Below are 11,757 nucleotides of genomic sequence, written 5' to 3' on the forward strand. Positions count from 1 at the left end.
GTCCGAAGGTCCACGCTACGAAGCGGTCTCGGCGCGCACGCTGAGGTCAGAACTCCCAGTCCTCGTCTTCGGTGTTGACGGCCTTGCCGATGACGTAGCTGGACCCCGAGCCGGAGAAGAAGTCGTGGTTCTCGTCGGCGTTGGGGCTCAACGCCGACAGGATCGCCGGGTTGACGTCGGTCTCGTCGCGCGGGAACAGCGCCTCGTAGCCCAGGTTCATCAGCGCCTTGTTGGCGTTGTAGCGAAGGAACTTCTTGACGTCCTCGGTCAGGCCCACCCCGTCGTAGAGATCCTGGGTGTACTCGACCTCGTTGTCATAAAGCTCGAACAACAACTCGTAGGTGTAGTCCTTGAGGTCCTGCTGCTTGGCGGCGTCCTCGCCGGCCAGGCCGCGCTGGTACTTGTAGCCGATGTAGTAACCGTGCACGGCCTCGTCGCGGATGATCAGCCGGATCATGTCGGCGGTGTTGGTCAGCTTCGCCCGGCTGCTCCAGTACATCGGCAGATAGAAGCCGGAGTAGAACAGGAAGCTCTCCAGCAGCGTGGAGGCCACCTTGCGCTTGAGCGGTTCGTCACCCGTGTAGTACTGCATGACGATCTCGGCCTTGCGCTGCAGGTTCGGGTTCTCCTCCGACCAGCGGAACGCGTCGTCGATCTCGGCCGTGGAGCACAGCGTGGAGAAGATGTTGCTGTAGCTCTTGGCGTGCACCGACTCCATGAACGCGATGTTGGTGTAGACCGCTTCCTCGTGCGGGGTGATCGCATCGGGGATCAGGCTGACCGCGCCCACGGTGCCCTGGATGGTATCCAGCAGCGTCAGGCCGGTGAACACCCGCATGGTGAGCTGTTTTTCCGCAGCCGTCAGCGTGTTCCACGACGGGATGTCGTTGGACACCGGCACCTTCTCCGGCAGCCAGAAGTTGCCGGTCAGCCGGTGCCAGACCTCAGCATCCTTCTCGTCTTGCACGCGGTTCCAGTTGATCGCCGAAACCCGATCGATCAGCTTCACGCCTTCGCTCACAGCACCCACCTTGGAACGTTGGAAACCTATACCCGGACACTACCCCTGGGGTGCGACAACGTTTGGAACCGCGACATCTTGTGTTGGCGTGTCGCGCGGGCGGTCCAAAAACCGGTACTCCGACGGGTCGAACCGGCGGGTGGCCAGCCAGTACTGCCACGTCATCCCACTCCACAATGTCCGGTTGACGCCGTGCTCGTCCAGATACCAGCTCCGGCAGCCACCGGTGCTCCACACGGTGCCCGCCAGCTTGTCCTGCAACTCGTCGTTGTAGCGGTCCTGGGCCTCGCGCGTCGGCGCCAACGCCTGCACACCGGCCCGGTCGACCGCGGCGATGGCCTCGGCGGCGTACCGGATCTGCGACTCGATCATGAATACGACCGAGTTGTGCCCGAGCGCGGTGTTCGGCCCGAGCAGGAAGAACAGGTTGGGCATATCGGCGACCGTGATGCCGCGCAGCGCCGCGATGCCCTCCCGGCTCCACCGGTCCACCAGGTCTTCGCCGCGAGGACCCTTGATGTGCACGTAGGTGTAGGAGTCGGTCACGTGAAAGCCGGTGCCGAATACGACGACGTCGACGTCGCGCTCGGTACCGTCGGCGGTGACGATGCCCCGCGGGGTGAACCGCGCAATGCCGTCGGTGATCACCTCGGTCTTGGGGTTGGCGATACCGCGGTAATAGGTGTCAGAGTTGAGGATCCGCTTGCACCCGGCCCGGTAGTCCGGGGTCAGCTTGCGGCGCAACTCGGGGTCTTTGATCGATCGGTTGATGTTCCACTTGCCCAGCAGCTCACCGATTTTCAGCAGTCGGGGCTGGCGCGTCATCGCGAAGCCGACGGCTTCGTGACCCCAGTAGATGGCCGCACGCAGCAGTTGGCGGGTACCGGGCACATAGGTGAACGTCCGCTGCATCCACTCCGGGATGGGGTTGTTCGGGCGCGGCATCACCCATGCCGGGGTGCGCTGGTAAAGCTGCAGCGCACCAACATCTTTGACGATCTCCGGCACGATCTGGATCGCGCTGGCACCGGTTCCGATCACCGCAACCCGTTTGCCGGTGAGGTCCACACTGTGGTCCCACTGCGCGGAATGGAAAGCGGCGCCCTGGTATTCGTCGAGCCCCTCGAAGTCGGGGATCAGCGGTATGTGCAGCCCGCCGGCGCCGGATACCACGAACTGCGCGACGAACTCGCGGCCGTCCTTGGTGAACACATGCCAGCGCATCTCGTCTTCGTCCCAGTGCGCGCGGTCGACGTGGGAGTTGAACCGGACATACCGGCGCAGTCCGTACTTGTCGGCCACCCCCTTGAGGTAGTCGAAGATCTCCGGCTGGAAGGACCACATGTGCTTCCAGTCCGGCTTGGGCTCAAAGGAGAACGAGTACATGTGCGACGGGATGTCGCATGCACACCCCGGGTAGGTGTTGTCGCGCCAGGTGCCGCCGATCTCGTCGGCCTTCTCCAGGATCAGGAACTCGACACCGCGCTTCTGCAGCGCGATGCCCATCCCGAGACCGGAAAATCCGGTACCGATGATCAATGTGCGGGTGTGCACAGGTTTGGCGGCCGTCGTATGGGCCGCCTGCTCGGCCACCGTCATCATGGGCCTCTTTCCTGGGAACGCCGGTACCGGGTACTTACTCCAGTCTCCGGGCCACGGCCGCGGGTGTCAACGTGCGTCAGCTCTCGAGTGTGGCCTTATGACACAGTCCGGCGCCTCGAAGCGTGTCAAAACCCCACACTCGGCGGTGAGCAATCAGCGTCAGGCGACGGGCTGCTGGCGCACCGCGGTATGCAGCGGCTCGTTGACGTCGATCTTGACGCCGAGCAGCTCAGCGGTGCCGTTGATGGCGCCCATCATGATCGTGGTCATGTGCGCGATGAATGCCTCGGCGGGCATGCGGCGCGGGCTGTCGTCGTCGGCGCCCAACCACCAGTCGGTCGCCGAAGCCGCCGTCCCGAAGATCGCGAACGCCGCCAACTCGAATGCAGCCGGGTCCAGGGCCATGTCCTCGAGTTCGCTGCTGATGATGTCGGCGACGGCCAGCGTGATGTCGCGACCTTTGTTGACCGTGGTCATCGCGGCTGCGGACTGATCGGCGAACCGGCCCTGCAACAGGAACCGCACGACGTTGGGGTGCTGGTCGACCAGATCGACGTAATGCTGCACGCCGCGTCCGACGATCTCGCGCGCGGAGTCGGTCTCCACGTTGATTGACGGAATGATTGCCGCCCACAGCATGTCCCGCATCCGTTCACCGATCTGGGCGAACATGTCGGACTTGTCGACGAAGTGGCGGTAGATCTTGGGCTTGGCCGTGCCTGCTTCCTCGGCGATCTCCCGCACGCTCACGTTGGGCCCGAGGCGGTCGATCGCCCGGAACGCGGCATCGACGATCTCGGCCCGCACCTTCTTGCGGTGTTCGCGCCAGCGTTCGCTGCGGGCGTCCACCTTCACACCCGCTTCGCCCGCCGGGCGCGGCCTTGCCCCTCGTCGCACCCGATCACTGTACCGCGCACCCGCTGACCTGCTCAGACCCCGCCGCAGACGGCGTGGCCCGGCGTCGTCGCGCGATATTCCTCCGACGAGAAGGACCGCGCCGGCGCGGGTAATATCGCGTCGACACCCGATCGACGAGACGAGATTATGACGCAGCGATACGACCTGGTCATTGCCGGTGGTGGGCCCTCGGGCTCAGCCGCGGCGTGGCAGGCCGCGCAGACCGGCGCGAAGGTAGTGGTCCTGGACAAAGCCGAGTTCCCGCGCGACAAGCCGTGTGGTGACGGCCTGACCGCGCGCGCGGTCAGCTACCTGCAGAAGATGGGGTTGGCCGACGAGGTCGCCAAGTTCCACCGGGTCGACCGCGTCACGGTGTTCAGCCCCAGCCAGTGGGAGTTGTCCTTCCCCCGTCGTCCCGGCATGCCCGATCACGGCCACACCGTCAGCCGCACCCAACTCGACACGCTGCTGCTCAAGCACGCCGAGTCCGCGGGCGCCGAGGTGCGCCAGTCCGCGGAGGTGTCCGCGCCGATCGTGGAGAACGGCCGCGTGGTCGGCGTGACGCTCAAGAGCGGCGAGAAGGTGTATGGCGACGCGGTGATCGCGGCCGACGGCGCCTACTCCCCCATCAAGCGGGCGCTGAAGATCGATTCGGAGTACAACGGCTACTCGGCGATCGCGATCCGCTCGGAGATGTATGCCAACCGGCCCGACTCCGACAGCCTGGACATCTACCTCAAGCTCGTGTTCAACGGCGACCAGCTGCCCGGTTACGGCTGGGTGTTCCCGATGGGCAGCGGCCGGTTCAACATCGGGCTGGGTTATGTCAACAGCTACAAGAACTGGCAGTCCATCAACGCCACCCAGTTCCTCGGCGAGTTCCTGCGCACGCTGCCGCCGGAGTGGGAGCTGCCGCCGATCGAGGAGCTGAAGAAGAACAAAAGCGTGCGCGCGTGGCGGCTGCCGATGGGCTTCACTGCCTGGCCGCCGTGGCGCCCGGGTGTGCTGTTCGCAGGCGATTCGCTGGGCGCGGGCAAGCCCGCGTCGGGGGCGGGTATCTCCAAGGCGCTCGAATCCGGTTTGGCTGCAGGCGAATGCGCAATGGCGGCGTTGACCAACGGCGGGCCCGACGACTTCACCAACTACGCGCAGCGGATGGAGGCGGCGTGGGGCAGGGAGTACCGCCGCGGGCGCTACTTCCACAAGATGCTCGGGTATCCCAAGGTCGCCAACGCCGGCGTCAAGCTCATCGACAACGCCCAGTTCCGCGACCGGATGCTCAAGGCGCTCTACAAGAAGGCCCAAGGCCCACAACACACGGTCAAGTAGCGCCTCGACGTGTCACCGGGCGCGCGTAACGTGCTCGGCGTGGAACAACGAATCAGCTTGATCACGCTCGGCGTCGACGACGTGGCGCGGGCCCGCGCCTTCTATGAACGGGGCCTGGGCTGGACGCCCACCCAGTCAGCCGAGGGTGTGGTCTTCTACCAGTTGCCCGGTGTCGCGCTTGCCCTGTTCGGCCGCGACGACCTTGCCGAAGACGCCCGTCATCGCATCGACGGCCGGTTCAGCGGCATCACGATCGCGATCAACCAGCGCACCGAGGCCGACGTCGACGCGGTGCTCGCCCAGGCGCAGGCCGCGGGCGCCGCCATCCTCAAACCCGCCGAAAAGGTGTTCTGGGGCGGGTATTCCGGCTATTTCGCCGACCTCGACGGCCATGTCTGGGAGGTCGCCGTCAACCCGCACTGGACGATCAACGACGACGGCACGTTGACGATCACCCCGGCCGAAGCACCAGGCTGATCTCGCAGGAACCCGCGTGAGGATCCGGGGTGACCGACGCGTGGTAACGCTTACCGATCACCTCGGCGTTGCGCTCGATGACCTCCTGGATCAGGCCCTGTTGAATGCCGCGTACCACCTCTGGTGCGGTCGCGGCGACCTGGGCCAGCGGGCAGGTACAGATCTGCACCGTCACCTCGCCGAACGAGTTGAGCACCGAACGTACCTGAAACCCCAACTCCCCCAGCGTCGCAACCACCAGGTCGGCCACCGTCGTCTCCTCACGCCTGCGCGCCACCTGCACCCGGTGCGCCAGGTCCGCACCGATCCGTAGCGCCCGTCGTTCGCGTTCCTCGGCCGTGCCGCCGAGGTGGGCGGCGAACAGCGAGACGATGTCGGCGTAGTCGAGCTTGGGCGCCAACTCGTAGGTGAGCCGGGGCCGTCCGGCGCGGCCGGCTTTGATCCCGCCGCCGCGCCGGATCACCCCCTGGGCTTCCAGCGCGGTCAGGTGAAACCGCGCCGTGGTGACGTGAATGCACAGTTCGTCGGCGACGTGGCGGGCATCGACGGGCCCGTCCGCAGTCCGCAGCAGGCCCAGAACCCGCTGACGCTGCTGACCGGCCGGCCGCTGCGACGGCGCACCGACTCGGTGGTGCTGCACTGACATCCCTTCAGTGTGTCACTGCGAGGGCACGACACCGACGGCCGCGACGGCGGTCAGCGAACGCCGGTAACGGTGGAAGGTACGACGCATGCCGACGACGCGGCGCCGGGCGGCAGGGCGACGGATCAGGTTGCCGACGATCCGCAGCGCTCCGCCCAGTCCTTCGTCGGCCAGCACCCGCGCCGGGTTCAGCAGCGCCATCGGGGCGTAGTCGATGGTGACGTCGGTGAAGCCGACCTCGGTGAGCAGTTGCGCCCACTCGGCCGCGGTGAGCGGGCGGGCGTTGACCTTGATCGAGCGCGCCAGGTCCTTGCGGATGTCGTCCTTGGTCTCCTGCGGGATCGTGTCGGGTTTGAGCCCCAGTTCGTGGATCGCGTACCGGCCGCCCGGGCGCAGGACGCGGAAGGCCTCGGCGGCGATCGCCCGCTTGGCCTTGTCGCTCTGCATGGTCAGCATCGCCTCCCCGATCACGACATCGGCGCTGTCGGTTGGCAACCCGGTCTCGGACGCGTCGGCGACCACGACGGTTCCGGCGACCGGTTCAACGATAGCCCGCACGGCCTCGGTCGCCGGGGCGGTGTCGTCGACGCCGACGTACGAGCGCGGCGCGAGGGCGACGATGTCGCGCGCGGTGCGGCCCAGCCCCGGACCGAGCTCGACGACGTCGGCGCCGCCGACGCGCGCTGCGGCCAGCAGCCGGGTGGTCAACTGCAGGCCGCCGGGACGCAACACCCGCTTGCCCAGACGAGCCAGCAGCCAGTGGCCCGGCAGGTCGGCGTCTGAGCGCTCGGCGAGCGGAAGGCTCTGTCGTGTGGTCATTTCCGTATTGTCCTTTCGACGGCGGCGATCGTGAAGATCGTCGTGAACAGAGCGCATGCGTAGAGCAGCGCGATATTTTGACTCCATGGTGGGATGAGGACGCTGTCTTGTCCCGTCGCGTACACCGCGTTGAGCAGCGGCATGAAGCGTTGCAGCGACGCCCCACTGGGCAGGTATCCGGCCGCGGATTCGACGGCGTAGGCCCACAGCAGGATGGCGCCCACCGCGCCGATCGGTGAGCGGATGAGCGCACCGACGCCGACCCCGGCGCCGGCCGCGAAGAAGGCGAGCAGCGGCACGGTCCACAGCAGTCGCAGGCCGACCGGATCCGTCAGCGACACCGTGCCGTACACTAGCGGTGAGATGACCGGAAGCAAAAGCAGCACCACGACGAGGGTGGCCGCTGCGACCGCCGCGGCCACCGCACCGTAGAACAGCCAGCGGCCGGCCAGCACCGGCCAGGCTCGGCGTATCGCGAGCCGAACGTATTGTCCTGCACGATAACGGGTTTCGCTGGCCTGACCGTCGGCACCGGCGACGGCGCCGAAGACGACGGTGATGATGATCACCCAGTAGGCGGCGTTGGACGTTGACACGCCCAGCACCGAGATCTGCCCGGGGATGCGGGCGAAGGACTCGGCGACGGCCGCGATGCCGAAGGTGATCACCATCGGTATCGCCGCGGCCGCCGGCATCACGACGGTCCACAGCCGGCTGCGGCCCCCAGTGCGGATGTACTCCGCCCGCAGGCTGCGCCCGACGTACGTGGGCGCGGTGCTCATGCGCACTCCAGCAGGGTCGTCTCCAGCCATTCCCGGGTGTCGGCGCCGGTGGGAGCCAGCTGGTGCAGCTCCCCCACCGCCCGCAGGCGGCCGTCGACGAGCAACACGATCCGGTCGGCGGTCAGCGCCACCTCACCGAGCAGGTGCGTGGCGACCACCACGGTGCAGCCCGCGTCGGCGAGTCGGCGCAGCAGCGTGCGGAACCAGACGATGCCGGGCACGTCGAGGCCGTTGAGGGGTTCGTCGAACAACAACGCCCGCGGTTGGCCGATCAGCGCGGAGCCGATCGCCAGCCGTTGGCGCGCCCCCAGCGACAGGCTGCCGATGCGCTCGCGGCGGTGATCCTTCAGGCCCACGTCGACCAGCACCTCCTCGACGTGCGCGTGCTCGCCCCCGAACAACGCAGCCAGCCAGGACAGATGCCGCAGGACGGAGTGGCGTGGGTCCATGGCCTCGGGGCCGAGGTGGACACCGAGCAGCCGCGGGTCATCGCGCTGGGGTTGACCGCACACCGTGACGGTGCCATCGTCGGGCCGGTCCAGCCCGGCGATGAGGCGCAGCAGCGTGGTCTTGCCCGCACCGTTGAGGCCGAGCAGCGCGGTCACGCTACCTTCGGGGAAGTCCACTGTGACATCGTCGATGGCGCGGCGGTCACCGAAAGCCCTTGTCAAACCCCGAGTTTGGATCATCGGTGGATCACTGAAAGTTGCACGGAATCGGAAGGCCCAACGTCTTGATGCCGTTGCACAGGGACTTGCTCGCCAGCTTCCACCGGCCGTCGATGCGCCGCCATTCGGCGGTCACCTGGACCGTCGGGGCGCCCTGCCGGTTGGCGTTGATGACGGCGGTGTGACGGTCGGCCTCGTGTGTCTCCGGGCCGGTCACCACGCTCGATCCGCGCGGCGGGCGAAAGAAGCCGATGCGGTAGACCATCTTGGGCACCACCACGGCGCGGTCACCGCCCTCGAGTTGGGCGGCCTTCACCCAGTCCGGCGCCGGGGTGGCCACCAGCAGCCGGATCTGCGCGTCGAGTTCGGACAGCGACGGCACCTCGGAACTGATCGCAAAATCCTGGTCGAACCCAGGTTGAGCGTGCGCGACGGGCGCCACCGCTGCCAGGACCGTCACGGCGGCGATCGCCGTCGCCGCTGCGATGCGCAGAACGTTCAATCGACCGGCTTTCTATTTAGAGGAAATCTTTGCGGCTAATGTAAGGCGCGCGGTTCGATTAGGCAAGGCTTACCTCTTGAGGAGGCTGCGGGCAGTTCGGCGGATTCTTCAGGCGTTCGCGGCGCGCTGACGCGACACTTACCGGAAGAACCGGACGGGGGGAGGTCGCATTGCGCAGCACGGTCGGTGTCGCCGCTGTTCGTACCGCGTCGGTGATCGCGCTGCTCATGCTCGGCTACCTCGGGGCTTTGGCGTTGGTCCCGCAGCTCAGAGACCGCGCACCGGTGCCGGTGCAGTGGTTCGGGAGCCCCGGGTCTGCCCGGACGATCGCGATCGTGGTGGCGGTTCTGGTGTTGCTCGGTGCGCTCCTCGTCCGTTCGCAGGGGGTGCGGCGCCCGGGGGCTCCCGTGGGGATCGTGGCCGGACTGGCGCTGATCAGCGCCGTGCTCGGGCTGGCGTCCTACTGGGACTGCCACGACGACGAGCATCCGCGCTTCTTTCGGCCCCTGATGTTCACCGCATCGGTGGTCAAGGGCGGCACGGGCGATCAATCGCTGGGTGGCCAGACATGCCCGTCGCCTACCCCGGTGGCGCTGGAGATCGCGCGGCTCTCGGCGCTGGCAGCCATCTTCCTGAGTGTCGTCGGCGTGGCGGCAGCGCTGTTCAGGTCGCGATCCGACCGGCTGCGCGGGTATTTCGCCCGGTCGGTCACCGCGGTGGTGGACGTCGACGATGACACGCTGAGCATGGTCAGCGCGATCGCCCGGACGGTGGACAGGCGCAGCACGCTGGTGCTGATCACCAGCAGCCTCGACCATCCCTGTGTGCCCGAGGCGCGCAACCACGGCGCACGGGTCATTGCGGTGGACTTCGACCGGCCGAACACCCTGCGGGCGTTGCCCGTGTGGCGCAAGCTCGACCGGCTGTACCTGCTCTCGGCAGACCCGTCGAGTAATCTGTTGCGGCTGAAGACCATCGCGGATCGGCTGGCTGAGGTCAGCCGAAAACAGCGTCTGCCGTTGATCGTTCGCATCGATGACCCGTGGCAGGCCGAGTCCTGGCGGGCAATGCATTTCGGTGGCTCTGACACCCGGTGGGCCGCCGATGCCGTCGGCAAGTACGAGGTAACCGCTCGTCGGCTGCTGGACCGGATCATCTCGACCGACGGCGCGGGGCGGATCTTGATCAACGGTACCTCTCCGCTCACGCTGGCGTTGTGCTCGAACATGGCGCAGCGCCAGTTGGAGCGAGACTATTACGCCGCCCAGGACGACAAGCCGTTGCCCCGCCTGGTCCTCATCGCTGACAACGCCGAGGAATACCAGCAGGATTTCGCGCTGTCGCGGCGACGGTTGGGCTTGTCGGCACGCAGTATGCGGGTCGAGGCGGTGGCCGAGACCGCATCGGTGCCGCTGCTGGCGTCGTTGCTCGCCGACGACGACGTGGACGGCACCGCAGTGGTTTTCGTGGACCGGGACAGCTCCACCGCCTCGTCGGTCGACTCGACGACCGGCACCCGGTTGGCCGCCCGGTTTCCCACCACACCGATCTATGCGTGGGACGCGACCGCCCGGGTCACCGAAGACCGGCTTTCGTTGGTCGGCAAGTTACGGACCTACCGCCTGAGCATGGATCTGCCGGAAGGTCAGGCACAAGACGCCTGGGAACGCGCCGCTCGGCTGATCCACGACCGCTACGCCGCCGAGGCCGGCCATCACAACGCCGCCAGCCGTCCGTGGGCCGAGCTCGACGAGTTCTATCGCGGATCCAATCGCCGTCAGGTCCGCAATGCCCTGTGGATGGTCGAGAAGATCGGCGGTCACACGTGGAACGCAGGGAACGCCACGGCCGATGACATGGAAACGCCCAACCTTCGCGGGTTACCACCACTTGAGCAGCTGCGGCTGTTGGAGTTTGAGCGCGACAAGGCGATCGCGATGGCTCGCGCCGAACACGAGGACTGGTGCCGCTTCTACCGTGCCGCGGGCTGGCGCTACGGCCCGCAGCGTGACGATGCCCACAAAATCCACGACAAACTGGTGGATTGGGCGAGCATCGAAGCGGACCCGGACCTGATGAAGGCGGCGCTCGGCAGCCTCGCGGCCACCCTGTCGAGGCTTCGGGAGCTGGGTTATCGGTCCCGTCCGGCCCGAAACCAACATGTGTGGCGGCGTTTTCGCCGCACGGGTCACGTCGTGGCCGAACAGCGCGATACCGCGTGGACCTGGACGACGGGTTCCGGCGAAACCATGCGGGCCGAGGCGGGCGATTGGGCCGTGTGCGACGTCGACGGTGGCGATTGGTGGTCGGTGCGTGACGACATCTTCCGCGACACCTATCAGCACATCGAGGGCAACCGTTGGCAGCGCCGCGGCATGGTACGGGCGAGGCCTGCCGAGGCCGGCGAAACGGTCGACACTCTCGAGGGGTCTGCCCGCGCCGCGGACGGTGACTGGGTGGTGCGGGGCGAGCGGGGCGAACAGTGGGTGGTGCCCGGCGAGCAGTTCACCAGGCGATATGACGGACCCCTCACCGAATCACAAGTCGGCGTGGAATTCTCGATCTGAAGACCGACCGAAGGACCGCACATGACATCGCACCGCCGTACGTACGCAACCATAGGAGTCGTTGCCGCCTGCGCACTGCTGGCCGTGCCGGCGCCTGCCGCGCACGCCGACGACCTGATCGGCTTCACGTCGCCGTCGGGCAACATCGGTTGCATCATGGACTCGACGCAGGTCCGGTGCGATATCCGGGAACGCGACTGGGCGCCACCGCCGCCACCCCCGGACTGCCCCCTCGACTACGGGCAGGGGCTGACACTCGACGCCGGTGCTTCACCCCTTTTCGTCTGCGCCGGTGACACCGCGCTCGCCGGCGGTGGGCCGTTGGGGTACGGCCAGTCCACCAGTGCCGGTGTGTTGCGCTGCGACAGTGCGATGTCGGGCATGACCTGCCGCGACGTCGAGACCGGCCAAGGCTTTTCGATCAGCCGTGAGGGCTACCGGTTCTTCTGA

General features: G+C 67.1%; 12 protein-coding genes. 4 read left to right on the forward strand and 8 right to left on the reverse strand.

The window, feature by feature from the left end; all coding sequences use genetic code 11:
- Positions 1-46: 46 nt before the first annotated feature.
- The 3 genes from nrdF to K3U96_RS17595 form a co-directional block, all read right to left on the reverse strand.
- Positions 47-1,021, reverse strand: a complete 975-nt coding sequence (nrdF, locus tag K3U96_RS17585; RefSeq protein ID WP_220690550.1) for a class 1b ribonucleoside-diphosphate reductase subunit beta — start codon at positions 1,019-1,021, stop codon at positions 47-49.
- 39 nt (positions 1,022-1,060) lie between these two features.
- Entirely contained in the window at positions 1,061-2,620 is a 1,560-nt protein-coding gene (locus tag K3U96_RS17590) for a flavin-containing monooxygenase (protein ID WP_220690551.1), read from the reverse strand.
- A 162-nt stretch (positions 2,621-2,782) separates the two neighbouring features.
- Positions 2,783-3,520 carry a TetR/AcrR family transcriptional regulator gene (locus K3U96_RS17595; protein ID WP_220690552.1) on the reverse strand — a complete coding sequence of 246 codons (738 nt, stop codon included), beginning with the start codon at positions 3,518-3,520 and terminating at the stop codon, positions 2,783-2,785.
- Positions 3,521-3,667: 147 nt separating this feature from the next.
- On the opposite strand from K3U96_RS17595, the gene K3U96_RS17600 reads away from it, so the two are divergent.
- Together K3U96_RS17600 and K3U96_RS17605 are read left to right on the forward strand one after the other, a co-directional pair.
- Entirely contained in the window at positions 3,668-4,849 is a 1,182-nt protein-coding gene (locus K3U96_RS17600; RefSeq protein ID WP_069407293.1) for an NAD(P)/FAD-dependent oxidoreductase, read from the forward strand.
- Between the two features lie 39 nt (positions 4,850-4,888).
- Entirely contained in the window at positions 4,889-5,326 is a 438-nt protein-coding gene (locus K3U96_RS17605; RefSeq protein WP_220690553.1) for a VOC family protein, read from the forward strand.
- Here K3U96_RS17605 and K3U96_RS17610 read toward each other — a convergent pair.
- From K3U96_RS17610 to K3U96_RS17630, 5 genes are read right to left on the reverse strand one after another with little or no spacing between them, the layout of a single operon-like run.
- A complete protein-coding gene (locus tag K3U96_RS17610; RefSeq protein ID WP_220690554.1) occupies positions 5,301-5,972 on the reverse strand; it encodes a helix-turn-helix transcriptional regulator in 672 nt (223 codons plus the stop codon). The genes K3U96_RS17605 and K3U96_RS17610 overlap by 26 nt on opposite strands.
- A gap of 12 nt (positions 5,973-5,984) precedes the next feature.
- A complete protein-coding gene (locus tag K3U96_RS17615) occupies positions 5,985-6,788 on the reverse strand; it encodes a class I SAM-dependent methyltransferase (protein WP_220690555.1) in 804 nt (267 codons plus the stop codon).
- The gene (locus K3U96_RS17620) at positions 6,785-7,570 is read right to left on the reverse strand and encodes an ABC transporter permease (protein ID WP_220690556.1); all 786 of its coding nucleotides are present in this window, start codon (positions 7,568-7,570) and stop codon (positions 6,785-6,787) included. The genes K3U96_RS17615 and K3U96_RS17620 overlap by 4 nt, the downstream gene beginning before the upstream one ends.
- Positions 7,567-8,259, reverse strand: a complete 693-nt coding sequence (locus K3U96_RS17625) for an ABC transporter ATP-binding protein (protein WP_220690557.1) — start codon at positions 8,257-8,259, stop codon at positions 7,567-7,569. The genes K3U96_RS17620 and K3U96_RS17625 overlap by 4 nt, the downstream gene beginning before the upstream one ends.
- A 7-nt stretch (positions 8,260-8,266) precedes the next feature.
- Complete coding sequence (locus K3U96_RS17630) at positions 8,267-8,731, reverse strand: MTB12 C-terminal domain-containing protein (protein ID WP_110917431.1); 465 nt, start codon at positions 8,729-8,731, stop codon at positions 8,267-8,269.
- A 179-nt stretch (positions 8,732-8,910) separates the two neighbouring features.
- Between K3U96_RS17630 and K3U96_RS17635 the strand changes: the two genes are divergently transcribed.
- Positions 8,911-11,307: a hypothetical protein gene (locus K3U96_RS17635; RefSeq protein ID WP_220690558.1), complete on the forward strand. Its 2,397-nt coding sequence runs from the start codon at positions 8,911-8,913 to the stop codon at positions 11,305-11,307.
- Positions 11,308-11,328: 21 nt separating this feature from the next.
- Complete coding sequence (locus K3U96_RS17640) at positions 11,329-11,757, forward strand: DUF6636 domain-containing protein (protein ID WP_069407288.1); 429 nt, start codon at positions 11,329-11,331, stop codon at positions 11,755-11,757.

This window comes from Mycolicibacterium holsaticum DSM 44478 = JCM 12374, from assembly GCF_019645835.1.
GTDB lineage: Bacteria > Actinomycetota > Actinomycetes > Mycobacteriales > Mycobacteriaceae > Mycobacterium > Mycobacterium holsaticum.